Annotated in this window: 23 protein-coding genes; 4 read left to right on the top strand and 19 right to left on the bottom strand. The window is 65.7% G+C overall.

Annotated elements, in window-relative coordinates; genetic code table 11:
- Positions 1 to 64 precede the first annotated feature (64 nt).
- Positions 65 to 1,642 carry an aldehyde dehydrogenase (NADP(+)) gene (locus KY496_RS04305; protein ID WP_219864007.1) on the top strand — a complete coding sequence of 526 codons (1,578 nt, stop codon included), beginning with the start codon at positions 65 to 67 and terminating at the stop codon, positions 1,640 to 1,642.
- A 22-nt stretch (positions 1,643 to 1,664) separates the two neighbouring features.
- Here KY496_RS04305 and KY496_RS04300 read toward each other — a convergent pair whose 3' ends face one another.
- From KY496_RS04300 to KY496_RS04275, 6 genes are all read right to left on the bottom strand, one after another.
- Positions 1,665 to 2,807 (bottom strand): sugar ABC transporter permease, encoded by a 1,143-nt coding sequence (locus KY496_RS04300; protein ID WP_219864006.1) that lies wholly within the window; start codon positions 2,805 to 2,807, stop codon positions 1,665 to 1,667.
- Between the two features lie 15 nt (positions 2,808 to 2,822).
- A complete protein-coding gene (gene xylG, locus KY496_RS04295) occupies positions 2,823 to 4,346 on the bottom strand; it encodes a D-xylose ABC transporter ATP-binding protein (RefSeq protein ID WP_219864005.1) in 1,524 nt (507 codons plus the stop codon).
- A gap of 72 nt (positions 4,347 to 4,418) precedes the next feature.
- On the bottom strand, positions 4,419 to 5,414 hold the full coding sequence (gene xylF / locus KY496_RS04290) for a D-xylose ABC transporter substrate-binding protein (RefSeq protein ID WP_219865045.1): 996 nt from the start codon (positions 5,412 to 5,414) through the stop codon (positions 4,419 to 4,421).
- An 85-nt stretch (positions 5,415 to 5,499) separates the two neighbouring features.
- The gene (locus tag KY496_RS04285; RefSeq protein ID WP_219864004.1) at positions 5,500 to 6,306 is read right to left on the bottom strand and encodes an SDR family NAD(P)-dependent oxidoreductase; all 807 of its coding nucleotides are present in this window, start codon (positions 6,304 to 6,306) and stop codon (positions 5,500 to 5,502) included.
- Positions 6,307 to 6,456: 150 nt separating this feature from the next.
- Positions 6,457 to 7,560 (bottom strand): LacI family DNA-binding transcriptional regulator, encoded by a 1,104-nt coding sequence (locus KY496_RS04280; protein ID WP_184236370.1) that lies wholly within the window; start codon positions 7,558 to 7,560, stop codon positions 6,457 to 6,459.
- A gap of 170 nt (positions 7,561 to 7,730) precedes the next feature.
- Positions 7,731 to 10,043 (bottom strand): FAD-dependent oxidoreductase, encoded by a 2,313-nt coding sequence (locus tag KY496_RS04275; protein WP_219864003.1) that lies wholly within the window; start codon positions 10,041 to 10,043, stop codon positions 7,731 to 7,733.
- 167 nt (positions 10,044 to 10,210) lie between these two features.
- On the opposite strand from KY496_RS04275, the gene KY496_RS04270 reads away from it, so the two are divergent.
- Both KY496_RS04270 and KY496_RS04265 read left to right on the top strand, forming a co-directional pair.
- Positions 10,211 to 12,193, top strand: coding sequence for a U32 family peptidase (locus KY496_RS04270; protein WP_219864002.1), 1,983 nt, complete (start codon positions 10,211 to 10,213; stop codon positions 12,191 to 12,193).
- A gap of 162 nt (positions 12,194 to 12,355) precedes the next feature.
- Positions 12,356 to 13,093 carry an SDR family oxidoreductase gene (locus KY496_RS04265; protein ID WP_219864001.1) on the top strand — a complete coding sequence of 246 codons (738 nt, stop codon included), beginning with the start codon at positions 12,356 to 12,358 and terminating at the stop codon, positions 13,091 to 13,093.
- Positions 13,094 to 13,105: 12 nt separating this feature from the next.
- Here KY496_RS04265 and KY496_RS04260 read toward each other — a convergent pair whose 3' ends face one another.
- The 8 genes from KY496_RS04260 to KY496_RS04225 form a co-directional block, all read right to left on the bottom strand.
- Complete coding sequence (locus KY496_RS04260; RefSeq protein WP_219864000.1) at positions 13,106 to 13,804, bottom strand: glutathione binding-like protein; 699 nt, start codon at positions 13,802 to 13,804, stop codon at positions 13,106 to 13,108.
- Positions 13,805 to 13,909: 105 nt separating this feature from the next.
- Entirely contained in the window at positions 13,910 to 14,509 is a 600-nt protein-coding gene (gene wrbA / locus KY496_RS04255) for an NAD(P)H:quinone oxidoreductase (RefSeq protein ID WP_071362965.1), read from the bottom strand.
- A 122-nt stretch (positions 14,510 to 14,631) separates the two neighbouring features.
- The gene (gene lpxO, locus KY496_RS04250) at positions 14,632 to 15,531 is read right to left on the bottom strand and encodes a lipid A hydroxylase LpxO (protein ID WP_005671070.1); all 900 of its coding nucleotides are present in this window, start codon (positions 15,529 to 15,531) and stop codon (positions 14,632 to 14,634) included.
- A 180-nt stretch (positions 15,532 to 15,711) separates the two neighbouring features.
- Positions 15,712 to 15,939, bottom strand: a complete 228-nt coding sequence (locus KY496_RS04245; protein ID WP_005671071.1) for a DUF6139 family protein — start codon at positions 15,937 to 15,939, stop codon at positions 15,712 to 15,714.
- Positions 15,940 to 16,060: 121 nt separating this feature from the next.
- Positions 16,061 to 16,261, bottom strand: coding sequence for a hypothetical protein (locus tag KY496_RS04240; RefSeq protein WP_005671072.1), 201 nt, complete (start codon positions 16,259 to 16,261; stop codon positions 16,061 to 16,063).
- A gap of 146 nt (positions 16,262 to 16,407) precedes the next feature.
- Complete coding sequence (locus KY496_RS04235) at positions 16,408 to 17,346, bottom strand: methyltransferase domain-containing protein (RefSeq protein WP_219863999.1); 939 nt, start codon at positions 17,344 to 17,346, stop codon at positions 16,408 to 16,410.
- A 127-nt stretch (positions 17,347 to 17,473) separates the two neighbouring features.
- The gene (locus tag KY496_RS04230) at positions 17,474 to 18,136 is read right to left on the bottom strand and encodes an ankyrin repeat domain-containing protein (RefSeq protein ID WP_219863998.1); all 663 of its coding nucleotides are present in this window, start codon (positions 18,134 to 18,136) and stop codon (positions 17,474 to 17,476) included.
- Positions 18,137 to 18,139: 3 nt separating this feature from the next.
- Complete coding sequence (locus KY496_RS04225) at positions 18,140 to 18,922, bottom strand: TatD family hydrolase (protein WP_040778189.1); 783 nt, start codon at positions 18,920 to 18,922, stop codon at positions 18,140 to 18,142.
- Positions 18,923 to 19,143: 221 nt separating this feature from the next.
- On the opposite strand from KY496_RS04225, the gene KY496_RS04220 reads away from it, so the two are divergent.
- Positions 19,144 to 19,644, top strand: a complete 501-nt coding sequence (locus KY496_RS04220; protein WP_005671076.1) for a hypothetical protein — start codon at positions 19,144 to 19,146, stop codon at positions 19,642 to 19,644.
- 83 nt (positions 19,645 to 19,727) lie between these two features.
- Here KY496_RS04220 and KY496_RS04215 read toward each other — a convergent pair whose 3' ends face one another.
- Genes KY496_RS04215 through mltG form a run of 5 tightly spaced genes read right to left on the bottom strand, consistent with a single transcriptional unit; the run spans position 19,728 to position 23,319 of the window.
- The gene (locus tag KY496_RS04215) at positions 19,728 to 20,249 is read right to left on the bottom strand and encodes a GNAT family N-acetyltransferase (RefSeq protein WP_005671077.1); all 522 of its coding nucleotides are present in this window, start codon (positions 20,247 to 20,249) and stop codon (positions 19,728 to 19,730) included.
- Positions 20,250 to 20,265: 16 nt separating this feature from the next.
- Positions 20,266 to 20,643 carry a PilZ domain-containing protein gene (locus KY496_RS04210; RefSeq protein WP_071362970.1) on the bottom strand — a complete coding sequence of 126 codons (378 nt, stop codon included), beginning with the start codon at positions 20,641 to 20,643 and terminating at the stop codon, positions 20,266 to 20,268.
- Positions 20,644 to 20,653: 10 nt separating this feature from the next.
- Positions 20,654 to 21,670, bottom strand: a complete 1,017-nt coding sequence (locus KY496_RS04205) for a DNA polymerase III subunit delta' (RefSeq protein WP_307718465.1) — start codon at positions 21,668 to 21,670, stop codon at positions 20,654 to 20,656.
- 2 nt (positions 21,671 to 21,672) lie between these two features.
- Positions 21,673 to 22,281 (bottom strand): dTMP kinase, encoded by a 609-nt coding sequence (gene tmk, locus KY496_RS04200; RefSeq protein WP_219863997.1) that lies wholly within the window; start codon positions 22,279 to 22,281, stop codon positions 21,673 to 21,675.
- Between the two features lie 18 nt (positions 22,282 to 22,299).
- Complete coding sequence (gene mltG, locus KY496_RS04195) at positions 22,300 to 23,319, bottom strand: endolytic transglycosylase MltG (protein ID WP_219863996.1); 1,020 nt, start codon at positions 23,317 to 23,319, stop codon at positions 22,300 to 22,302.
- Positions 23,320 to 23,357: the final 38 nt, after the last annotated feature.

The following is a 23,357-nucleotide window of genomic DNA, read 5'->3' as shown; positions in this document are numbered from 1 at the left end:
CCGCAGCAGCGTCTGATTGCGTATGACATCAACGACCCCATCACATCCAACCAGGAGACCCACAATGAATATCAGCGGCGAAATGATCATCGGCCACCAGATCCTGCGCGGCGGCGCCGGCGCCGTGCGCGCCTACGACCCCGCAAAGAAGCAAGACCTGGAGCCCGACTTCGGCCTGGCGACGCCGGCCGACCTGGCGCGCGCCTGCGAACTGGCCGATGCCGCCGTCGATCCCTATCGCGCCCTACCCCTCGAGCAGCGCGCGCGCTTCCTGGAGACGATCGCCCAGCGCATCCAGGACCTGGGCCCGCTGCTGATCGAACGCGCCTCGCAGGAAAGCGGCCTGCCTGCGGCCCGCCTCGAGGGCGAACGTGGCCGCACCGTGAACCAGCTGCGGCTGTTCGCCAAGGTGGTCCGCGACGGCCACTTCCTGGAAGCGACGCTGGATTCGGCCTTGCCCGAGCGCACGCCGCCGCGCCCAGACCTGCGCATGCGCAAGATTCCGCTCGGCGCGGTCGCCGTCTTCGGCGCCAGTAACTTCCCGCTCGCGTTCTCGGTGGCCGGTGGCGACACCGCATCAAGCCTGGCCGCCGGTTGCCCGGTCGTGGTCAAGGCCCACAACGCCCACCTCGGCACGTCGGAACTGGTGGGCAAGGCGGTGCTGCAGGCGGCGCTCGAATGCGGCATGCCGGAAGGCGTGTTCTCGCTGCTGATCGGCGAAGGCAACGGGATCGGCGGCGACCTCGTGAGCCATCCGGCGATCCGCGCCGTCGGCTTCACCGGCTCGCGCGCGGGCGGCCTGGCACTAAGCCAGATCGCCGCGAAGCGCAAGGAACCGATTCCCGTGTACGCCGAAATGAGCAGCATCAACCCGGTCTACCTGCTGCCGGGCGCGCTGGAGGCCGGCGGCGCAAAGCTGGCCGGCGCCTTCGTCGATTCGCTGACCCTGGGCGTCGGCCAGTTCTGCACCAACCCGGGCCTGGTGATCGGCCTGGCCGGCCCGCAGTTCGACGCCTTCCGCGACGCCGCCGCCGCCGCGCTCCAGCTCAAGCCCGCCGGCACCATGCTCACGGCCGGCATCCATCAAGCCTATGACAACGCCATCGGCAAACGCGCGGGCGTGGGCGGCGTGCAGCTGGTGGCGAACGGCAGCCAGGAAGGCCCGGGCTGCGCCGCGCGCGCCGCCCTGTATCAGTGCGACGCCGCGACCTTCCTGGCCAACCCGGCGCTGGAAGAAGAGATCTTCGGACCGGTTTCCTTGATGATCGCCTGCCGCAACGAGGACGAGATCCTGGCCGTGACGCGCCACTTGGAAGGCCAGCTGACCGCCACCGTGCACGCCGTCGAGAGCGACCATGCGCTGGCCGGCGCCCTGCTGCCGCTGCTGGAGCGCAAGGTGGGCCGCATCCTGTTCAACGGCTTCCCGACCGGCGTCGAGGTGTCGTACGCGATGGTCCACGGCGGGCCGTTCCCGGCGACCTCGGATGCGCGCAGCACCTCGGTCGGCGCGACCGCGATCGAGCGCTTCCTGCGGCCGGTGTGCTACCAGGACGTGCCGGCCGGCCTGCTGCCGGACGCGCTCAAGGACGGCAATCCGCTCGGCCTGGTGCGCCTGGTGGATGGTGAAGTGAAGCTCGCGTAATCACCAACGACGTGGCCGCGTGTCAGCGGGTATTGCTGCGCGTGGCCACGTCCAGCCACACGGCCAGGGTCAGGATCAGGCCCTTGACGATCATCTGCCAGTAGGCGTCGACGTCGAGCATCGACATGCCGTTATCCAGGCTGGCCATCACCAGCGCGCCGACCAGGGCGCCATGCACGGTGCCGGCGCCGCCGCGCATCGAGGTGCCGCCGATGAAGCAGGCCGCGATCACGTCCAGCTCCGCCGACACGCCGGCCGAGGGCGAACCGGCCGCCAGGCGCGCGGTGTTGATCAAGCCCGCCAGCGCGCACATCAGCCCCATGAGGCCGAAGATCCACAGCTTGACCTTGCGCACGTCGATGCCGGACAGGCGGGTCGCCTCCATATTGCTGCCCACCGCATAGATGCGGCGGCCGAACACGGTCTGGCGCGCGATGTAGCTGAACACGCCCAGCAGGGTCAGGAGGATCAGCACCGGCAGCGGAATGCCTTCATAGCTGTTGAAGGTCGAGATCAGGCCCACCAGCACCACGCCAACGAGAAGCACGCGAAACACCGAACGCCACAGCGCGATCACCGGCAAGCCGTGGCGCGCCTGGTTGACCCGCTGGCGCCAGGCCAGCACGCCGGCCAGCGCGAACAGCAGCACACCCAGCCCGATGCCCCATGCCGGCGGCAGATAGGCCTGCCCGATCTGCTCGAAGCCGGGCGAGACCGGCGCCACGGTGGCGCCGTCCGTCAGGCCCAGCACCACGCCGCGGTAGGCCAGCATGCCGCCAAGGCCGACGATGAAGGACGGTATGCCCGCATAGGCCGTGAGGTAGCCGTTGAGGAAGCCGCACAACAGGCCCGCGCCGAGCACCACCGCGATCGACAGCGGCAACGGCATGCCATGGATGACGTCGAGCACCGCCGCCATCCCGCCCAGCAGGCCCAGGAGCGAACCGATCGACAGGTCGATCTCGCCGGCGATGATGACGAACACCATGCCGCAGGCCAGGATGCCGGTGATCGACATCTGGCGCATCAGGTTCGAGACGTTGCGCGCCGAGGTGAAGCCGCCCTCGGTCATCCAGTGGAAGAAGGTCCAGATCAGCGCGACCGCCACCAGCAGCGCCAGGATTTTATATTGGGTGAACAGCCGCTTGAGTGTCGTTGTATCCATGGGGTTATTTGCTTGTCAGGCCTGGCCCAGGGCGGCGGCCAGCACCGTCTCCTGGCTCAGGCCATCGTTGAGAAAATCGCCGCGCAAGCGGCCCTCGCCCAGCACCAGCACGCGGTCGGACACGCCCAGCACCTCGGCCAGCTCGGAAGAGACCATGACGATGGCGATGCCCTGGGCCGCCAGTTCCAGCATCAGGCGGTAGATCTCGAACTTGGCGCCGACGTCGACGCCGCGCGTCGGCTCGTCGAGGATCAGCACCTTGGGGCCGGTCAGCAGCATCCTGGCCAGCACCGCCTTCTGCTGATTGCCGCCCGAGAGCGCCGTGATCGGCAGCGCGGGGCTGGCCGTCTTGAGCGCCAGGCGCGCGATCTGTCCGCCAATCGCGCTGGCTTCCTCGCCGTCGTCGATGCGGCTCAGGTGCGCATAGCGCTGCAGCACCGACAGCGTGATGTTCTCGCCCACCGACAGGTCGCGCACGATGCCGTGGTGCTTGCGGTCCTCGGGCACCAGCGCGAAGCCGGCGCGGATCGCCTTCAAGGGGTCGGCGGTGTCGACCCGCTGGCCTTCGAGCCAGACCTCGCCCTCGTGGCGGCCCGGATAGGCGCCGAAGATCGCGGTCACCAGCTCGGTGCGGCCGGCGCCGACGATGCCGGCGATGCCGAGAATCTCGCCGCGCCGCACCTGGAACGAGACGTCGTCCACCTTCTTGCGCCTTGGATTCTCAGAGTCATAGCAGGTGATGTGGCGCGCCTCCATCACCACGTCGCCGATGTCGTGTGGCAGCGACGGATACATCTGGTTCATCTCGCGCCCGCACATCTGGGCAATGATCCGGTCCACGCTCATTTGCGGCATCGGCGTAGTGGCGATGTGCTTGCCGTCACGGATGACGACGATGGTGTCGCAGATGGCCGCCACTTCCTCGAGCTTGTGCGAGATGTAGACGCAGGCCACGCCACGCGCCTTCAGGTCGCGCACCGTCTCGAGCAGCACGTCGATCTCGGAGGCGCTGAGCGAGGCCGACGGCTCGTCCAGGATCAAGAGGCGCGCGTTCTTGTTCAGTGCCTTGCCGATCTCGATCAGCTGCTGGTGGCCGCCGCCATAGTGCTTCACCGGCAGCACCACGTTCACGTCCGGCAGGCGCAGGCCGCGCAGGATTTCCTCCGCACGCCGGTTCATGGCCGGATAATCGAGCCGGCCGCCCGGCAAGGTGATCTCGTTCCCCAGGAAGATGTTCTCGGCCACGGTCAGCTCGGGCACCAGCATCAGTTCCTGGTGGATGATGATGATCCCGGCCTCTTCGGTCTCGCGCACCGAGCGCGCACGGAGCGGCCGGCCGTCCCACACGATCTCGCCATCCCAGCTGCCGTGCGGGTAGACCGCCGACAGCACTTTCATCAGGGTCGACTTGCCGGCCCCGTTCTCGCCGCACAGGCCGACGCATTCGCCCGGCCGGATCGCCAGGTCGATGCCGTCCAGCGCCGGCACCCCGTCGAATCGCTTGGCGATTCCCTTCATTTCAAGCAGATAGCCCGACATCGCACCATTTCCCAAGGCGTGAAAAAATCCCCGCACCACCGAAGCAAGTACGGGGAAAGGAGAGATCCGCGCTTATTTGCCGGCCAGCTGGCCCTGGGTATAGAAGCCGTCCTTCATCAGCAGGTCGACGTTCGACCTGGTCAGCAGGATGGGCTTGAGCAGGACGGTGCTGACCTGCTTGTAGCCGTTATTGAGTTGGGCGTTATAGGCCGGCTTCTCATTGCGCACCAGCTGCACCGCCAGGGTGGCGGCGCTGGTGGCGATGGTCTTGAGCGGCTTGTAAACCGTCATCGCCTGGGTGCCGGCGATCACGCGCCGCACCGCCGCCAGGTCGGCGTCCTGGCCGGACACCGGCACCTTGCCGGCCAGCTTCTGCGCGGCCAGCGCCTGGATCGCGCCGCCGGCGGTGGCGTCGTTGGACGCGACCACGGCGTCGATCTTGTTGCCGTTGGCGGTGAGCGCATTCTCGACGATGGACATCGCCTCCGATGCGCTCCAGTCCTTGACCCACTGGCGGCCGACCACCTTGATGTCGCCCTTGTCGATCAGCGGCTGCAGCACCTTCATCTGGCCTTCGCGCAGGATCTTGGCGTTGTTGTCGGTCGGCGCCCCGCCCAGCAGGTAGTAATTACCCTTCGGTTTCAAGCCGACGATCGACTGCGCCTGCAGCTCGCCCACCGCCTTGTTGTCGAACGAGATGTAGGCGTCGACGTCGGCATTGAGGATCAGGCGGTCGTACGACAGCACCTTGATTTTCGCCTTCTTCGCTTCGCGGATCGCGTTGTTCAACACCGTGGCGTTGTAGGGGACGATCACCAGTACGTCAACGCCGCGCGAGATCAGGTTCTCGATCTGGGCGATCTGGCGCTGCTCGCTGGCGTCGGCCGACTGCACATAGACCTTGGCGCCGAGCTTTTCGGCCGCGCCGATGAAGTAATCGCGGTCGCGCGTCCAGCGCTCCAGCCGCAGGTCGTCGATCGAGAAGCCGATCTTGGGGTTCCTGGCGTCGGCCATGCTCGGCGCCGATGCGAACAGCAGCGCGCTGCCGAGTGCGATGGCGATGCCCATCTTCGTGAAGCCTTGTTTCATCGTTGTCTCCTTTATTGTCGGCGCGCTCGCTTGCGCGGCGCGCCGTATTGACATTCTATTCGAGTCAGGCGCCGTACCAGCCCGCGTCGACGAAGTATTCGCGGCCGCTGCAGCGGCGCGCATTGTTCGACGCCAGGAACAGCGACAGCGCCGCCACGTCCTGCATTTCGACTCTCGCCGGCAGGCATTGGCCGGCCAGGATACGGTCTTCTTCGGCCGGGGTATGCCACAACGCTTGCTGGCGCGGGGTGCGCACGGCGCCCGGCACCACGGTGTTGACGCGGATATGGTCCGGACCCAGGTCACGCGCCAGGGCGCGACTGAGGCCCTCGATCGCGGCCTTGGCCGTCATGTACAGCGCCAGCTCGGTGTGCGGCAGGTGCCAGGAAATCGAGCCGACATTGAGGATCACGCCACCCTGCTGGCGCCGCATCGAACCGGCTGCCGCCTGGGCGCAGAAGAACTGGTGGCGCAGGTTGACCGCCATCCGGTTTTCCCAATACGCCGGCGTCACGTCTTCGATGCGGTGGCGGTCGTCGTTGGCGGCGTTGTTGAGAAGGATGTCGATGCCGCCGGCCTCCTGCTCGATGGCGGCGAAGCTCGCGGCGAGCGCATCGAGGTCGGTCAGGTCGCAGTGCAGGAAATGCGGCGCATGTGGGGCGGCGTGGAGCGCGCTGGCCAGCGCCTGGCCCGGGGCATTCGCGATATCGAGGAACCAGACCCGCGCTCCCTGGCCGACGAAGGCCCGGACCAGTTCGCTGCCGATCCCCGAGCCGCCCCCGGTGATCACGACCCGCTTGTCGCGCAGGTCCGGATAGGTCGCGTAGACCTGCGTCGGGGCGCCCGGCGTAGGGTCGGCATGTGCCGTCATGGTCGTCTCCAGATTATTCTGAGTATTATGGATGCGAAGAACACCCCTTTAACAGGAGTGTTAGCGCAATCATCCCAGTCTAATGGGCGCCTTCGACGGTTGTCAACGAATTATTGAAATGGATTTCACAGCGGCCGGATTTGCCGGATGTCAGCGCGCTTTCGCCACCGACGGCAGGCGTGCCGGCGGACGGATACGGGGGGCGGCGTCGGACTGGCGGCGCACCAGCTCGAAGTCCATGTGGGTCTGCTCCGGCTCGGCCGGTTCGTCTTCGCGCAGCGCGCGCACCCGGCGCACCAGGGCCTGCACCGCCTCGCGCGCCATGCCGGCGATCGGCTGGCGCACGGTGGTCAGTTCCGGCCAGATCGTGGTGGCCAGAGCGGTATCGTCGAAACCGGTGACGGTCAGGTCGCCCGGCACGTCCAGGCCCAGGCGGTGCGCGACCGCCACCGTGGCCGCCGCCATGTCGTCGTTGCTGGCAAAGATCGCCGTCGGCCGTTCCGGCAACCCCAGCAACTGCTCGGCCGCGTCCAGGCCCGAGCGGTAGGTGAACATGCCCTGCACCACCAGCTCGTCGGAGGCGTCGGCGCCCTTCTCGGCGATCGCCGCGCGGTAGCCGTCCAGGCGGCGCGCGCTGGCTGTCTGGTTCGGATGGCCGACGATGAAGCCGATGCGCTGGTGGCCCAGCGCGATCAGGTGCCGCGCCATGTAGCGCGCCGCCTCGTAGTCGTCGATGCTGACCGCGCCGACGCCGGGGGCCGGCGAGCCGCAGGCCACGACCACCGCCGGAATCCCTGCCTTGGCCACGCACTCGAGCACGGCGACGCTGTCGCACAGCGGCGGCGGCAGGATCACGCCATCCAGGCCGTTATTGATCAGGCGCTGGGTATGCTCGATCTCGTGGTTGCCGGCCTCGCACTTCTCGACGAACAGCTGGACGTTGTTGAGGCCGGACTGGTTGAGCAGGCCGACCAGGAATTCGCTCAGGTAAGCGGCGCTCGGATTGCTGTACAGGAAGCCGACGCGGATCGGCTTGGAGCCGGCCAGGTTGCGCGCTTCCTGGTTCGGGGTGTAGTTCAGCGCCGCGACCGCCTCGGCCACCTTGCGCCGCGTGCTTTCGCGCACCAGGCTCTTGCCGTTCATGACCCGCGACACGGTCATCGCGGACACGCCGGCGAGCCTGGCCACGTCCACCATGGTGGGCTTGCCCTGCTCCATCGATTCGCGGACGGCCTCGATGCTCGTTTTACTCATGTCGGTGAATTTCTTTAGAAGTTAGTAATGTTGGTCGATGTTAGCATAGTTACGGATTTGCCATCGGGACCTGTTCCGATTTTGCCGGTAAGGGTTGATTCCTAAGCGAAACAGGGAGAATGTGCGCGGCGTTTGCGCTAACATGCGCGCCACGAGTTGCGATCATATCGCTAGCCGCGCTGCGCCGCGAGCGCCTCGCTGGCCGCCGCCCGACCCTCTTCCATATGGCGCGCGATCGACAACGCCGAAAAATCATAGTCGCGCGCCGCCGTCTCGCATTCGCTCCCCTTGCGCACGATCCGGGTGATGCTGGGCGCGGCATCCTTGTCGCCCATCAGCTGGATATAGGTGGGCCACTGGCGCACCTGCTCGGCCTGCTCCGGCGAGGTGGCGTAGGCCAGGATGCCCTCGACCAGCTTGCGAAAGTCGCGCACCAGCGATTGCTCGGCGCTGTCGCGCCGGATGCGTTCGGCGAACACGATCTCGTCGCGCCGCCCCAGCACTTCCATCAGGCTGGTGGGCAGCAAACCTGTCTCTGGGTACAGGTCGACGATGAAAATGCGCTTGCGCGCCGTGCCCGAATGCTCCAGCAGCAGTTCGAGCGGCGAATTGCTGATGATGCCGCCATCCCAGTAGTGCTTGCCGTCGATGGTGGTCCAGGGAAAGCCCGGCGGCAGGCTGCCGCTGGCCAGGATGTGGTCGGCGCTCAGGTCGTCGACGTAGCTGTCGAAGATTTCCAGGCGCGCCGTCTCGACATTGACCGCGCTGACCAATAGTCGTACCGCACTCGATTTCAGCGCCCCGAAATCGACGTAGCGTTGCAACAGTTCCTTGACCGGGGTCGGGTCGTAGAAGCTGGTCCAGGAGAGCGGCTCCATGCCCGCGAACATACTCGTCAACATGCCGCTCCAGCGCGGCCTGAAGAAGGCCGGCACGCCGAAAGCGAGCGTCTGCCACGAACCGAGCAGGCGCCGCGCCCGGTCGTCGAGCAGCGCCTGCGCCGCCTGCGGCACGTCGAGCGACAGGCGGCGCCAGAAATCCTCCAGCGCGGCGGCGGCATGGCCTGGATTGGCCGCCATGATGACCCCATTGAAGGCCCCGATCGACACCCCGGCGATGACGTCGGGCTGGATGCGCGCGTCTTCGAGCGCCCGCGCCACGCCGCATTCGAAGGCGCCCAGCGCGCCGCCGCCCTGCAGGATCAGCGCGGTCTGGCTGGGGATGCGCGTGATGGAAAAGTCGGGCTCGTGCAGGCGCTTGCAGGCCCAGCCGATATTCGTGCGGTAGCGGATCAGCGACTCGATCGCGCGCGTCTCGATCGCCGGCCGCCCCGTGGAAAACAGGGCGCGCGGCACCTCGTGGTCCAGATACAGGCAGGCCCAGGAACGGGTTTCGGGAAGGCCCAGGCGGGCATGCTGGTGGCCGGCCTCGGGATGGCCCAGGAACTGGAAGCCCTGGCCGAGCAGCTCGCAAGAGAAATACGGCACCTCGTCATAGCGCAGCCGCATGCCGAGCATATTGCGCGCCGCAAGCCGCCCCTGCTTGACCGCATTGTCCCAGTGCTCGATGCGGTGGCGCAGGCGAAACACGGGGTCGGTGAAATTGGCGACGTCGCCCGCCGCCCACACCAGCGGATGCGAGGCTTGCAGGTACTGGTCGACGCACACGCCGTCGTCCAGCGCCAGGCCGCTGCCTTCCAGCCAGCCGAGATCGGGCGCGACGCCGATGCCGACCCCGACCAGCTCGCACGGCAGCCGGCGCCCGCCCTCAGTGACGACCATCTCGACCTGCCGCTCGCCATGGAAGGCGGCGACCGTATCGGCCAGCACCTCCACGCCCTGGCCGGCGTACAGCGCGCGCAGGTAGTCGCTGATGCCGTGGTCGTGCAGCTTGTCGAACAACATGCCGTGGCGCGCCAGCACGGTCACCCGCATGCCCTTGCGCGCGAAGGCCGCCGCCATCTCGAGGGCGATGAAGCCGGCGCCGACCACCACGGCCCGCGCCGCGCCCTCCATTGCGCCGCGCAGAAGGCGCGCGTCGCTGGCCGTGCGCAGGTAGTGGATGCCGGGCAGCCCGGCGCCCGGCACCGCGAGATGCACGGGACGCACGCCGGTGGCGACCAGCAGCCGGTCGTAGCGGATGGCGCCGGCGTGGTCGGTGCGCACCAGCTGGGCGTCGGCATCGAGGCTTGTCGCGCGCACGCCGGACAGCAGGGTCACGCCATTGTCGTGAAAGTATTCAAGCGGCAACACCGTCGCCAGCGGCGGCGCGGCGTCGCCCTCCAGGAAGCGGGTCGAGAGCTGCGGCCGGTGATAAGGCGGGTCGCGCTCGTCCGCCACGATGACGATGGCGCCCTGCGCGCCCTCCTGGCGCAGCGTCTCGGCGGCAGTGGCGGCGGCCAGGCCGCCGCCGAGCAGGAGGTAGCTCGCATGCCGCGCGTGATCCTGCACGGCCGGCTCCGGGGTATGTGGCTGATCGGCCATCGGCCATCCTTTCGCAAGCGGCGTCGATGCGGGTTGGACCGCGGCCGGGCTGCGGCGTTCGCTCGACCGCGAACGAAGATGGTTCCATGCTGACAACGCGCCACGCGAGGCATGACGCGCAGGCGCCATCTCGCTATAATCTCGTCCTTCGCCCCAAAGGAAAACCCATGTCCCTGCTTGCCCACGAGCTCGAATTGCTCTCGCCCGCCAAGACCGCCGAGATCGGCCGCGAGGCAATCCTCCACGGCGCCGACGCCGTGTACATCGGCGGACCGGCCTTCGGGGCGCGCCACAACGCCAGCAATCCGCTGGAAGATATCGCCGCGCTGGTCAAGTTCGCCCACGGCTACCGCGCGCGCATCTTCGTGACCATGAACACGATCATGCACGACAGCGAACTCGATCTGGCGCGCAAGCAGATCTGGCAGCTGTACGAGGCCGGCGTGGATGCGTTGATCATCCAGGACCTGGGCCTGCTCGAACTCGACCTGCCGCCGATCCAGCTGCACGCCAGCACCCAGTGCGACATCCGCGGCGCCGAGAAGGCGAAATTCCTGGGCGACGTCGGCTTTTCGCAGCTGGTGCTGGCGCGCGAGCTGACGGTCGAGCAGATCCGCAAGATCCACGCCGCCACCGACACGCCGCTCGAATACTTCGTGCACGGCGCGCTGTGCGTGGCTTATTCGGGCCAGTGCTATATCTCGCACGCCGACACCGGCCGCTCGGCCAACCGCGGCGACTGCTCGCAGGCCTGCCGCCTGCCCTACACCCTCTCCGACGGCCAGGGTCGCGTGGTGGCCTACGACAAGCACCTGCTGTCGATGAAGGACAACGACCAGAGCCGCAACCTGGAAGCGCTGGTCGATGCCGGCATCCGCTCGTTCAAGATCGAGGGCCGCTACAAGGACATGGGCTACGTCAAGAACATCACCGCCCACTACCGCCTGCTGCTGGACGAGCTGCTCGAGCGCCGTCCGGAGTTCGCGCGCGCCGCCAGCGGCCGCACCCGCGTGATGTTCACGCCCGACGTCGACAAGAACTTCCACCGCGGCCACACCGAATACTTCGCCCAGGGCCGCCTGCCGGACATCGGCGCCTTCGATTCGCCCAAGTATGTTGGCGTGGAACTGGGCATCGTGGCGCGCCTGAACGGCGACAGCTTCGACATCGTCACCAATGCGCCGATGGCCAATGGCGACGGCCTGAACTACATGAACAAGCGCGCCACCTGCGGCATCCAGGCCAACCGCGCCGAGAAACTGGGCGAGGAACCGGACGGCCAGCGCTGGCGCGTGTTCCCGAACGAGCCGATGCCGAGCCTGGCCGGCCTGAAGGTCGGCACCGTCATCCACCGCAACCGCGACCACCAGTGGGAAGCCACGCTCAGTAAAAAGTCGTCCGAGCGCAAGGTGGCGATCGACCTGATCCTGAGCGAAGTGCCGGGCGGCCTGCGCCTGGACGTCGTCGACGAGGACGGCATCGCGTCCAGCGCCGAAGCCATGCTCGCACTGGAGCCGGCCCAGCAGGCGGCCCAGGCCGAGGCCGGGCTGCGCGCCAGCCTGGCCAAGCTCGGCAACACGATGTTCGAGGCCGGCCACGTCGCGCTGCAGCTGAGCCAGCCGTGGTTTGTGCCGAGCGCCGCCATCAACGCCCTGCGCCGCGACGCCATCGCCGCGCACGAGGCCGCGCGCCTGGCGGCCTGGGAGCGCCCGCAGCGCAAGGCGCCGGTGGAACCGCCGCCGGTCTACCCGGAAACCCAGCTCAGCTACCTGGCCAACGTCTACAACGACAAGGCGCGCGCCTTCTATCACAAGCACGGCGTGCAGCTGATCGACGCGGCGTATGAAGCGCACGAGGAAGCCGGCGAAGTGTCGCTGATGATCACCAAGCACTGCCTGCGCTTCTCGTTCAACCTGTGCCCGAAGCAGGCCAAGGGCGTGCAAGGCGTGCAGGGCCAGGTGAAGGCCGAGCCGATGACGCTGGTCAGCGGCGACGAGAAATACACGCTGCGCTTCGATTGCAAGCCGTGCGAGATGCACGTGGTGGGCGCCATGAAGACGAACATCCTCAAATCGCCGCCGCCGTCGAACGTGGCCTACACCCCGCTGACCTTCCACCGCCAGCGTCCGCGCGACCCGGCAAAGGCGTAAGCGGCGTCGTTGCGGCGGCCCGAAGCCGCCGCTTCCTGGATGGCGCCTGCGGGCGCCATTGTCATATCCGGAGGATCGTGCAATCCGCGGCGTTTTTTCGGCGTGGGCGGCGCGGGCGTGCGCGTCCATACTGGCTCCACTGTCCACACAACGGAGCCCACCATGAAAGACCAACTGTCCAAAGTCGTCCTGATCACCGGCGCCAGCAGCGGCATCGGCGAAGCCACCGCCCGCCATCTCGCCGCGCTCGGCCACCGCGTGGTGCTGGGCGCGCGCCGCACCGAACGCCTGGTGGCGCTGGCGGCCGACATCCGCGAAGCCGGCGGCAAGGCCGACGTCGCCCAGCTCGACGTGACGAGCCTGGAAAGCATGCGCGAATTCGTCGACTTCGCCCGCGAGCGCCATGGCCAGGTCGACGTGTTGATCAACAATGCGGGCGTGATGCCGCTGTCGAAGCTCGATGCGCTCAAGATCGACGAATGGAACCGCATGATCGACGTGAACATCCGCGGCGTGCTGCACGGGATCGCCACCGTGCTGCCGGGAATGCAGGCGCGCCGCAGCGGCCAGTTCATCAACATCGCCTCGATCGGCGCCTATACCGTCAGCCCGACGGCGGCCGTCTACTGCGCCACCAAGTTCGCGGTGGCCGCCATTACCGAGGGCCTGCGCCAGGAAGTGGGCGGCGACATCCGCGTGACGCTGGTCTCGCCCGGCGTGGTGGAGTCGGAACTGGCCGATTCGATCTCGGACCCGCTGGCGCGCGACACGATGCGCGAATTCCGCAAGGGCGCCATCAAGCCGGAAGCGATCGCGCGCGCCATCGCCTTCGCCATCGAGCAGCCGGCGGACGTCGACGTCAGCGAAATGATCGTGCGGCCGACGTCCAGCCCCTACTGATCCGAAGCCGAGTCAGGACGGGATCTTGAGTCCCTTCCTGACCGAGGGGCGCGCCAGGAAACGCTCCAGCGCGTCCCTCACATTGCCGAAGTCTTCGGCGCCGATCAGGTCTTCCGCCTCGTAGAAGTTCAGCAAACCATTAATCCAGGGGAATACCGCGATGTCGGCAATGGTGAAGTCGTTGCCCGCGATCCAGGTGTGCTGCGCCAGCTGGGCGTCGATCACGCCGAGCAGGCGGCGCGATTCGGCCACGTAGCGGTCGCGCGGGCGCTTGTCCTCATAATCCTTGCCGGCGAACTTGACGAAGAAGCCGAGCTGCCCGAACATCGGTCCGACACCGCCGATCTGGAACATCACCCACTGGATGACGCGGTAGCGTCCCGCCGCATCCTGCGGAATCAGCTTGCCGCTCTTCTCGGCCAGGTAGAGCAGGATCGCGCCCGATTCGAACAGCGCCAGCGGCTGCCCGTCCGGGCCGTCCGGATCGAGGATGGCGGGAATCTTGTTGTTCGGGTTCAGCGACAGGAAGGCTGGCGAGTTCTGCTCGTCCTTGGCGAAGTCGACCTTGTGCGCCTCGTACGGCAGGCCGATCTCTTCGAGCATGATCGGGATCTTGACGCCGTTCGGGGTCGGCATCGAGTACAGCTGCAACCGCTCGGGATGGGCGGCCGGCCATTTCTGGGTGATGGGAAAATCGGAAAGCTTGGTCATGTCGTTGGCGCCTCATCGAGCACCGCCGTGGCGGCAGAGTTCCACGATACCAAAGATTCAATGCGCCCGCTGCGCACTTGGCTGCAGCGGGCGGCATCGCATCGATCAGCCGAACAGCTTGTTGGCGGTCTTGGCGATGAGTTCGCCCTGGTGGCGGGCGCCGCCCAGGTCCTTCTCGCTCGGCTGGCGCTGGCCCTGGCCGCCGGCGATGGTGGTGGCGCCATAAGGGCTGCCGCCAACGATCTCGTCCAGCGTCATCTGCTCCTGGTAGCTGTACGGCAGGCCGACGATGGTCATGCCGAAGTGCAGCAGGTTGGTGATGATCGAGAACAGCGTGGCTTCCTGGCCGCCGTGCTGGGTCGCGGTGGAGGTGAAGGCGCCGCCCACCTTGCCGTTCAGGGCGCCACGCGCCCACAGGCTGCCGGTCTGGTCGAGGAAGGCCGCCATCTGGCCCGGCATGCGGCCGTAGCGGGTCGGCGCGCCGACGATGATGGCGTCGTAGTGCTCCAGCTCGGCGACGGTGGCGATCGGCGCGCCCTGCTCGAGCTTGAAGTGGGCGCCCTTGGCGACGTCCTCGGGGACGGTCTCGGGAACCCGCTTGACGTCGACGGTCGCCCCCGTGCTGCGCGCGCCCTCGGCGACGGCGTTCGCCATCGTCTCGATGTGGCCATACGTCGAGTAATACAGTACCAGTACTTTTGCCATCGACTTCCTCCATGTGTGGGATTCGGGACGGCCATTGTAGCGACAATGGCCGAACGCCCGTTTTCGGGACCACATGGATTGTGCAGGCGCGGCTGCCCGCGCGCACTATGGCTTAAGTGGGATCAGATCCAGTAGATGAAGGCGGCCAGCGCGACGACGAGCAGCACGCGGGTGATGTTGTAGGCGGTCTTGTTCCAGGCCTTGAAGCGGCGGCGGTACTGCCCGGCATAGAAGGAAATGCGGAACAGCTTGCTCACCAGCCCGACCTGGTCGCCGGTTTCATTCGGCGAGGCGGCGGCGGTCATCACGGTGCGGCCGAACCAGCGGTTGAAGGCCTGCATCCAGCGGTAGCGCATCGGGCGCTCGACGTCGCAGAACAGGATCACGCGGTCGCTCTCGCTGCCGTTGATCGCCCAGTGGATGAAGGTTTCGTCGAACACGACGCCCTGGCCGTCGCGCCAGCTGTGGCGCTCGCCGTCGACGTCGATGAAGCAACGGTCGTCGTTCGGCGTGGCCAGGCCCAGGTGGTAGCGCATCGAGCCGGCAAACGGGTCGCGGTGCGGGTTCAGCTTGCCGCCCGGCGGCAGCTCGGCGAACATCGCCGCCTTGACCGAGGGGATCGATTGCAGCAGCGCATAGGTTTGCGGGCACAGGCGCTCGGCCGACGGATGGCTGGCGTCATACCACTTGAGGTAGAAGCGCTTCCAGCCGTTCTTGAAGAAGGAATTGAAGCCGGCATCGTCGTTCTGCTCGGCGGCCTTGATCTTCTTGAGCGCGAGCAGGTTCTCGGCTTCGGCGCGGATGATCGGCCAGTTCTCTTGCAGGCGCGCCAGTTCGGGGAACTCGCTCACCGGGATGAAGGGCGTGTTCGGCACCTTCGAGAACTTGTGCATGAAAATATTGATCGGCGCCATGAACGACGAGTGGTCGAAGATCTGGCGACGGAACGGCAGGCGCACGCGCCCGCGGAAATGGATGTGCAGGATAGACAGAATATAGAAACCCACAACGACCCACTTCATCACATCCTCCATCGCAGCCATGGGAGTGGCCGACCTACTTGATCAAGGACGCAGGATACCACATCGGCTGCTGGGCCGTGGCGGCCCCGCCGACTCGCTGGAGAGGGAGGGTGGCGCCGGCGCACGGGCCGCATGGCCCGCCTGCCGGCGCTGGCGGTGGCAATACCCGCCAGGAAAATGTCAGTGCAGTACCGACGTCATCGCATAACCTTTTTCGGCGATCTGGCCGTTGAGGTTATCGATGTCGAAATCCGCGATCTGGTCGGCATTGTCGTCGACCTCGAAGGCGCGTGCTTCGATCTCCCAGTCGGTATTGGTGGCTTCTTCGGGAATGTTCTTCGCTTCGGGCACGGCCAGGTACGAGAACTTGCCGTCGTGTTCGGCTCTGCGGTAAATATCCAGGCGCATAGTCATTTTCCTCTATTCAATGCGCGCTTTCCGGATGAAAGCACGCAGCTCCACAGTAGAAGATCAAGTGGCCATAGTCTGTTATCTGCCGAACACTTTGCCGAATACCCGAGCAGGCGCGTCAGCGCGCCGGATTGTGTCCAAGCACCCGCGCGGGCAGCATGACGATCGCGCGCAACAGGCCGAACACGGCGTCGACGCCGATGCCAAGCAGACGGAACGGCAGCAACAGCAGCCACACCACAGGATACAGCACCAGGGCAAGCAGCGCGATTGGCCAGCACAGGAACAGCAGCACCAACCATACCAGGAAACTCAGCATTGTCATTCTCCATGAAGAAGCAGCATGGTGAATGTATGCCGAAAGAGGCAATGGGGACAGCGGCGTGCGATAAACGGGGGAAATGGCGGCCCGAACGGTCGCCGGAAAGGATGAGCGGACCGACCGGTCCGCCCATGATTGCCGCATCAGGCGTAGGTGGCCGCTTCCTCGACCGCCGGCGCGTGCGCCCCGGTTTCCGCCTGCTCGGCCACCACCTCGACCTTGATCGAGGCCTGCAGCGACGGGATCGAACCACCGGCGCGGTAGGCGAAGGAGATGCGCAGCAGGTCGCCGGCCTTGACCTCGACCGGACGGTACAGCGGCAGGGTCATGTAATGGTTGAGCCAGTCGATGGTGGTCGCCTGTTCCTGGACGATGGCCAGCACGTTCTTGGTGACGAAACGCATCGCGTTCAGCGTGCCGCCCTGCTCCACCAGCAGCGAGCCTTCCCAGGCGATCAGGCTGTCGACCGGCTGGCTGAAATCGAGAATGCTGTACACCGCGGGCTGGGCCAGCTCGACCGTGCCTGGCTGGACCACGCCGGTTTCCTGGAACTGCACGATCGGGGCATAGAAGCCGTCGAAGTCATACGCCTGCTGGATCGGCTGGGCCGCCATGATCACGGCTTCCGGCATGAACAGCGGCAGCGGGCCGCCGAACTTGGCCAGGTAGCGGCGCTTGAACGATTCGATTACTTCGACCTGCTTTTCGCGCAGCATGCCGACGTGGATCATCTCGCAGATCACTACGTCGACCGGCTCCGGCGGCAGGTAGTCGAAGGCGTCGGCATGGATCACTTCAACCTTGTGGCCGTTCGGGTTCATCGCCAGGAAGCGGCGCGCTTCCTGCACCATGTCCGGGTTGAACTCGACGCAATACACTTTCGAGGCGCTCTGGGCCGCGAAGAAAGACAGCACACCGGTGCCGCCACCCAGCTCCAGCACTTTCGCGCCGGGGAACACGGAATAATGGATGGCATTCTTGAAGCTGTGCATCCGGTTCTGGTCCATCAGCATATTGTGATGGTAGTGGACTGGAATGAACTGCCCCAGGTAGCAGCTTTCGATTTCGCGTTCGTTGAGCATGGGTATCCTTGTTGGTCGGTGGTCGTTAAACCGTAGACACATTATGGATACCGTTGCCCTCACGCAATTGGTCGAGCTAAGCGCGTTTTACCGTCCAATTCACGAGCGAATTGTCACGCGGACAAAATCAGCGGGCTGAAGCAGTGAGCTCCCTGGCCAGTTCGTCGCGGCCCGCCTGCCTGGCGATCTGGGCCGCGGTATGCCCTTCCGTGTTCTTCAGCGCGGTATTGGCGCCGCGGGCGACCAGCAGCCGCGCCGTCGCGTCCTTCCCTTCGCGCGCAGCGAGCATCAGCGGCGTGAAGGCGCCGCTGGGGCGCGGCGACACGGCGTCGAGCTTGGCGCCATGTTCGATCAGCAATTGCGCGATCTTGTCGTCGCCGCTGGCGGCGGCGTAGTGCAGCGCGGTCCAGCCCGGCTGGTTGACCTTGGCGCCTTTTTTCAGCAGCGCGCGGACGACCTCTTCATCGCGCTTGAAGGCGGCCATCATCAGCGCCGTATTGCCATTCACCGCCTTGCGCTCGAGGTCGGTGCCCGGATGGCGCAGCAGCTCAAGGATCACCTCGCGCGCGCCTTCGCGGATCGCCAGCACCAGGGCCGGCTCGCCGCCCAGGGGATTGAGCTCGTTGGCATTGACGACCGCGCCGACCATCTTGCGCACCGTGTTGGCGTCATCCATCTGCACGGCGCGGAAGAAGGAACTCACCTGCTGCGGCGTGGGCGGCAGGGCGGCGTGGGCGCCGGCAATTGCGGCAAACAGCAGGCTGGCGGCAAGCAGGCGGCGGATCGGCATCGGTCAGCTCCTGGCGGTCTGGAACAGATTGAAGAAATTCTCGCTGGTGCGGTCGGCCACCTCGCGCAGCGAAACGCCCTTGAGCGTGGCGATGTACTCGGCCACGTGGGCCACATAGCCCGGCTCGTTCATCCTGCCGCGGAACGGCACCGGCGCGAGATACGGCGAGTCGGTCTCGATCAGCATGCGCTCGAGCGGCACCGCTTGCGCCACCGCCTGCAGTTCCTTGGCGCTTTTGAAGGTGACGATGCCCGAGAACGAGATGTAGAAGCCCTGGGCCATGGCGGCCTCGGCCACGGCCAGCGATTCGGTGAAGCAGTGCATGACGCCGGCCACGCCACCGGCGTCCGTGCCGGCGCCCTCTTCCTTCATCAGGCGGATCGTGTCCTCGCTGGCGGCGCGGGTATGGATGATCAGCGGCTTGCGCGTCTCGCGCGAGGCCCGGATGTGCACGCGGAAGCGCTCGCGCTGCCATTCCAGGTCGCCTTCGAGCCGGTAGTAATCCAGGCCGGTCTCGCCGATCGCGACGATCTTGGGGTGGTTGGCCAGCTCGACCAGCTGCTGCACGGTCGGCTCGGGGGTGTCTTCATAGTCGGGATGGACGCCGACCGAGGCGAAGATGTGGGGGTGTTGCTCGGCCAGGGCGAGCACTTGCGGGAAGTCAGGCAGGTCGACCGACACGCACAGGGCGTGCGTCACCTTGTTCTCGGCCATCTTGGCCAGGACTTCAGGCATGCGGGCTGCCAGTTCCGGGAAATTGATGTGGCAATGGGAATCGATGTACATCCTGCCATTGTAAAGGCAGGCGTCGGGGAGCGCCATGCGGGCCACTCACCGGACAGGAGCATCACTCTTTGCTCCTGACAAGGGCGGGGAATCAGGTTGTCGAGGCGGGAAGCGTGGATAACTTGCAACAACGTGAAAAATTGAATCGTGCGCGCAACAAAATTCGTCGCTTATCTTAGTATGTGCAATATCATTTTTTTAACAGCCAAGGAAATATTGTAATGAAGACTGTCTCACTTCGCCTCCTGTCCAGCCTGGTCCTGATGGCCGCGTCTTTTTCGGCCTCGGCCGGTCCGACCGTTGGCAAAGCGCTTGAAATCAATGGCGTATTCAATGAAAAGGTTGGCCCTGCGCCGCAATGTGCGTCCACCCTCGGCGGCAAGCTTGCCGGCCACGGCCAGACGGCCGAAGGCACGCCAGTCGCGTTCGTCGGCGGAGACTGCTTCGCCCAGTCCGGCACCACATTCACCTTCAGCAATGGCAAGTTCATCGTGCTGTATCCGAACGGCGACCAGATTTTCGCCAACTACGGTGGCCAGTTCGTTCCCACCGGCGCAGGCACTGCCTACGTCATGAACGGCGGCACCTTCACCATCACCGGCGGCTCCGGCACCTATGCTCGCGCAACCGGCGGCGGCTATTTGAGCGGCACCGAAGACTTGTCCAACGGGGCCGGTACGATCAAGTTATCGGGTCATGTGTACTACAAGCCGAAAAAGTGATCGCTGAAGCAGCACCAGGCTGCGCTGACACGGCAACGTAACGGCCCGAAAAAAAGAGCGGTATGCATCCCGCTCTTTTTACATCAGTCTACGACGCGCTTGCCCAGGATGATCAGGTCGCGCTCGATCCCGTCGAGATTGGCTACACGTGGGAAATTGGCCCAGGTTTCGAAGCCGTATTTGCGGAACAGTGCCAGGCTTGGTTGGTTATGCCCGAAGATGAAGCCCAGCAAGGTATGCACCTTGACCTCGGGCGCGAACGCCATCGCCACCTCCAGGCAGTAGCGACCAAGTCCCTTGCCGCGCGCGCTTTCGGCGATATAGATCGACACCTCGGCCGTGCCCGAATAGGCCGGACGGCCGTAGAAGTTCGAATACGACAGCCAGCCCAGCACTTCGGGATGCTCGCGCTTGTCCTCGGCATCGTGAATCACCCACAGCGGACGACGGTCCGGCGTATGGTCGTTGAACCACGCTTCGCGCGATTCGACCGTAATAGGTGCGGTATCGGCGGTGACTTCGCGCGAAGCGATGGTGGAATTGTAGATGTCGACGATGACCGGCAGGTCGTCGCGTCGAGCCAGGCGATGGACGTAGGATGGCATGAAACGGGTGTGGTGGTTACAGGGTATGGGTTGCGCGCGACGACCGCAGCGCCGCGCCGAGAATTTCTTCGATGCGGGCCTTGGCGCGCTGTCCGGCCTCGTCGGCCGGAAAATGCACGCCGATGCCCTGCGCCTTGTTGTTATTGGCGCCGCTCGGCGTGATCCAGGCCACGGTGCCGGCGATCGGGTATTTGTTCGGGTCGTCCATCAGCGCCAGGATCAGGTAGATCTCGTCGCCGATTTTATAAGGTTTGTTGGTGGGCACGAACATACCGCCGTTTTTCAGGAACGGCATGTAGGCCGCGTACAGCGCCGCCTTTTCCTTGATCGCCAGCGACAGCACCGAAGGCCGCGGGGCCTGGGCTGCATTCGTCTCTGGCTGGGTGACGCTCATCGTGGTCCTTTCATGTGCAGCACGCAGTGTACTCAAGCAGCATATCTTCGACAAACAATTTTGCCGACAAAGGATGATCCGCCACAGCCCGCCGCTCGTTCACGGCCTTGATGACGCGCAGCAGGCCCGGTGTATTGACGCGACCGGCCAGCGCCGCCAGCTCCTTCTGGTAGCGCGGGTAGTAGCGGATATTGCCCGACAATTTGTACGAAAACACATCGTACAGCCAGCGCTGGGTCCAGGACACCAGGGCCGGCAACTCGGCCTTGGCCAGCTTCTCGGCGGCGCGCAGCGCAGAATCCGGCGCCGGCCGCGCCAGGAATTGCAGCAGCGCCTCCATGTCGTCGCGGTTGCCGTTGCTCGATTCGGCCAGGGCCGCCAGCGGCGCGCCGCCCTGCTCGCGCAGCCAGCTTTCGGCGTCCGGCACGCCCTGCTCCTTGAGCCAGGCCAGGGCTTCGTCGTGCGACGGCATCGGCAGCGCGAACTTGCGGCAGCGCGACAGGATCGTCGGCAGCAGGCGGTCGAGGCTGTTTGAAGACAGCAGAAACACGGTGCCCGGCGGCGGTTCTTCCAGGGTCTTGAGCAGCGCATTCGACGCCGGCATGTTCAGCGCCTCGGCCGGATACAGCACCACCACCCGCAAGCCCTGGCGGTGGGTCGAGATGTTCATGAAATCCGACAAGTTGCGGATCTGCTCGATCTTGATCTCTTTCGACGGCGCCCTGGTCGATTTCGACTTGGCGCCCGCTTCGCCGTCCTCGCCGTCGGCCGGCAGATCGTCTTCGAATACCTCCGGCCGCACGCGGCGGTAATCCGGGTGATTGTGCTGCACGAACCAGCCGCAGGACGCGCAGGCCCCGCAGGCATGGCCGTCGGGCCGCGGGCTCTCGCACAGCAGGGCCTGGGCAAACGTCTCGATGAAGTCGGCCTTGCCGGTGCCGGCCGGGCCATGGAACAGGATCGCATGCGGCATGCGCGCGCGCATCTGCTGCAGCTGGGACCAGGCGGCCCCTTGCCACGGGTACATCGTCACAACAATTTCTCCAGAACTTGGGCCAGGTTGGCCTGGATATCGGCAATGCTCCTGGTCGAGTCGACCACGACGAAACGCTCGGGGAATTGCTCCGCGCGGCGCAGGTATTCGGCGCGGCATTTCGCAAAGAAGTCGGCCTGCTCGCGCTCGAATTTATCCAGCGTGCGCGTCGCGTCCAGGCGCTGGCGCGCCACTTCGAGCGGCACGTCGAACAGCAAGGTCAGGTCGGGCTGCAGTTCGGGATGCACCCAGGCTTCCAACGCTTCCATCTTGGCGCGCGGCAGGCCGCGGCCGCCGCTCTGGTAGGCGAAGCTGGCGTCGGTGAAACGGTCCGACAGCACCCATTTGCCTGCGGCCAGATTGGGAGCGATGACTTGCGCGATGTGCTCGCGCCGGCTGGCGAACATCAGCAGCGCTTCGGTTTCCAGGTGCATCTTTTCGTGCAACAGCAAGTCGCGCAGCTTTTCGCCGAGCGGCGTGCCGCCCGGTTCGCGCGACGAGACGATCTGCTTGCCGCGCGACGTCAGGTAATCGGTGACGAAGCCGATGTGGGTCGATTTCCCGGCCCCATCGATGCCTTCGAATGTAATGAACTTGCCCTGCATGTGCTGCCCTGCTTCGTGTTAATGGGATTCGGTAAGTGGCTGGTTCATGATGCCACGCTGGAAACGGTTGACCGCCCGGTTATGGTCCAGCAGGTTGTTCGAGAAGTGGCTGGTGCCGTCGCCGCGCGCGACGAAATACAGCGCCGGCGTCTCGGCCGGCGCGAGCGCCGCGTTCAGCGACTGCAAACCGGGAAGCGCGATCGGCGTCGGCGGCAGCCCGCTGCGCGTATAGGTATTGTAAGGGGTATCGGTCAGCAGGTCCTTCTTGCGGATCTGGCCCGCAAACGCCTCGCCCATGCCGTAGATCACGGTCGGGTCGGTCTGCAGGAGCATGCCGGTGCGCAGGCGATTGACGAACACGCCGGCGATCATGTTGCGCTCGCTCTTCTGGCCCGTTTCCTTCTCGACGATCGAGGCCATGATCAGCGCTTCGTACGGGGTCTTGTACGGCAGCTCCTTGTTGCGCTTTTCCCAGGCCGCGTTCAGGTGCTCCAGCATCGCCTGGTGTGCGCGGCGATAGATCTCGATTTCCGACGAGCCCTTGGCGAACAAATAAGTATCCGGGAAGAACAAGCCTTCCGGCTCCTTGAACTCGGTCGAGATCTTGCCCATCAATTCCTGGTCGGACAGCTTGACCGTGTCGTGCTTGAGGCGGTTGTGCGAACCGATCGCCTGGCGCATCTGGCGGAAGGTCCAGCCTTCGATGATGGTGATCGCTTCTTGCGCGAACTCGCCGCGCACCAGCTGGGTCAGCAGGCCGCGCGGACTGGTATTCGGTTTCAGTTCATAGCTGCCGGCCTTGATGCGCGCGGCGTCGCCCGTCAGGCGCGCCAGCAGCACGAACATGGTCGGGTTGATCGGCACGCCGGCCGCCACCATCTGCTGCGCGCTCGCTGCGACACCGCTGCCGGGATTGATCGTGAATTCGATCGGTTCACCGCTGGTCGTGAGCGAATGCTTGGTCCACCAGGAAAATCCGCCTGCGGCTGCCAGCGTGACCACGACGCCGGTAACGAGTAATTTTTTTATGAATGCCATGTGGTGTGTGCGGGTACGAACGTGGATGCTGGTGCGGA

This window comes from Massilia sp. NP310 (assembly GCF_019443485.1).
Classification (GTDB): domain Bacteria; phylum Pseudomonadota; class Gammaproteobacteria; order Burkholderiales; family Burkholderiaceae_D; genus Telluria; species Telluria timonae.
The sequence above is the reverse complement of the archived record's forward strand: the minus strand, read 5'-3'. Positions and strand labels throughout refer to the sequence as shown.

Coding starts and splice junctions, on each gene's coding strand:
- KY496_RS04305 (WP_219864007.1), top strand. CDS start 65: ATGAATATCAGCGGCGAAATGATCATCGGCCACCAGATCCTGCGCGGC.
- KY496_RS04300 (WP_219864006.1), bottom strand. CDS start 2,807: ATGGATACAACGACACTCAAGCGGCTGTTCACCCAATATAAAATCCTG.
- xylG (WP_219864005.1), bottom strand. CDS start 4,346: ATGTCGGGCTATCTGCTTGAAATGAAGGGAATCGCCAAGCGATTCGAC.
- xylF (WP_219865045.1), bottom strand. CDS start 5,414: ATGGGCATCGCCATCGCACTCGGCAGCGCGCTGCTGTTCGCATCGGCG.
- KY496_RS04285 (WP_219864004.1), bottom strand. CDS start 6,306: ATGACGGCACATGCCGACCCTACGCCGGGCGCCCCGACGCAGGTCTAC.
- KY496_RS04280 (WP_184236370.1), bottom strand. CDS start 7,560: ATGAGTAAAACGAGCATCGAGGCCGTCCGCGAATCGATGGAGCAGGGC.
- KY496_RS04275 (WP_219864003.1), bottom strand. CDS start 10,043: ATGGCCGATCAGCCACATACCCCGGAGCCGGCCGTGCAGGATCACGCG.
- KY496_RS04270 (WP_219864002.1), top strand. CDS start 10,211: ATGTCCCTGCTTGCCCACGAGCTCGAATTGCTCTCGCCCGCCAAGACC.
- KY496_RS04265 (WP_219864001.1), top strand. CDS start 12,356: ATGAAAGACCAACTGTCCAAAGTCGTCCTGATCACCGGCGCCAGCAGC.
- KY496_RS04260 (WP_219864000.1), bottom strand. CDS start 13,804: ATGACCAAGCTTTCCGATTTTCCCATCACCCAGAAATGGCCGGCCGCC.
- wrbA (WP_071362965.1), bottom strand. CDS start 14,509: ATGGCAAAAGTACTGGTACTGTATTACTCGACGTATGGCCACATCGAG.
- lpxO (WP_005671070.1), bottom strand. CDS start 15,531: ATGAAGTGGGTCGTTGTGGGTTTCTATATTCTGTCTATCCTGCACATC.
- KY496_RS04245 (WP_005671071.1), bottom strand. CDS start 15,939: ATGCGCCTGGATATTTACCGCAGAGCCGAACACGACGGCAAGTTCTCG.
- KY496_RS04240 (WP_005671072.1), bottom strand. CDS start 16,261: ATGCTGAGTTTCCTGGTATGGTTGGTGCTGCTGTTCCTGTGCTGGCCA.
- KY496_RS04235 (WP_219863999.1), bottom strand. CDS start 17,346: ATGCTCAACGAACGCGAAATCGAAAGCTGCTACCTGGGGCAGTTCATT.
- KY496_RS04230 (WP_219863998.1), bottom strand. CDS start 18,136: ATGCCGATCCGCCGCCTGCTTGCCGCCAGCCTGCTGTTTGCCGCAATT.
- KY496_RS04225 (WP_040778189.1), bottom strand. CDS start 18,922: ATGTACATCGATTCCCATTGCCACATCAATTTCCCGGAACTGGCAGCC.
- KY496_RS04220 (WP_005671076.1), top strand. CDS start 19,144: ATGAAGACTGTCTCACTTCGCCTCCTGTCCAGCCTGGTCCTGATGGCC.
- KY496_RS04215 (WP_005671077.1), bottom strand. CDS start 20,249: ATGCCATCCTACGTCCATCGCCTGGCTCGACGCGACGACCTGCCGGTC.
- KY496_RS04210 (WP_071362970.1), bottom strand. CDS start 20,643: ATGAGCGTCACCCAGCCAGAGACGAATGCAGCCCAGGCCCCGCGGCCT.
- KY496_RS04205 (WP_307718465.1), bottom strand. CDS start 21,670: ATGTACCCGTGGCAAGGGGCCGCCTGGTCCCAGCTGCAGCAGATGCGC.
- tmk (WP_219863997.1), bottom strand. CDS start 22,281: ATGCAGGGCAAGTTCATTACATTCGAAGGCATCGATGGGGCCGGGAAA.
- mltG (WP_219863996.1), bottom strand. CDS start 23,319: ATGGCATTCATAAAAAAATTACTCGTTACCGGCGTCGTGGTCACGCTG.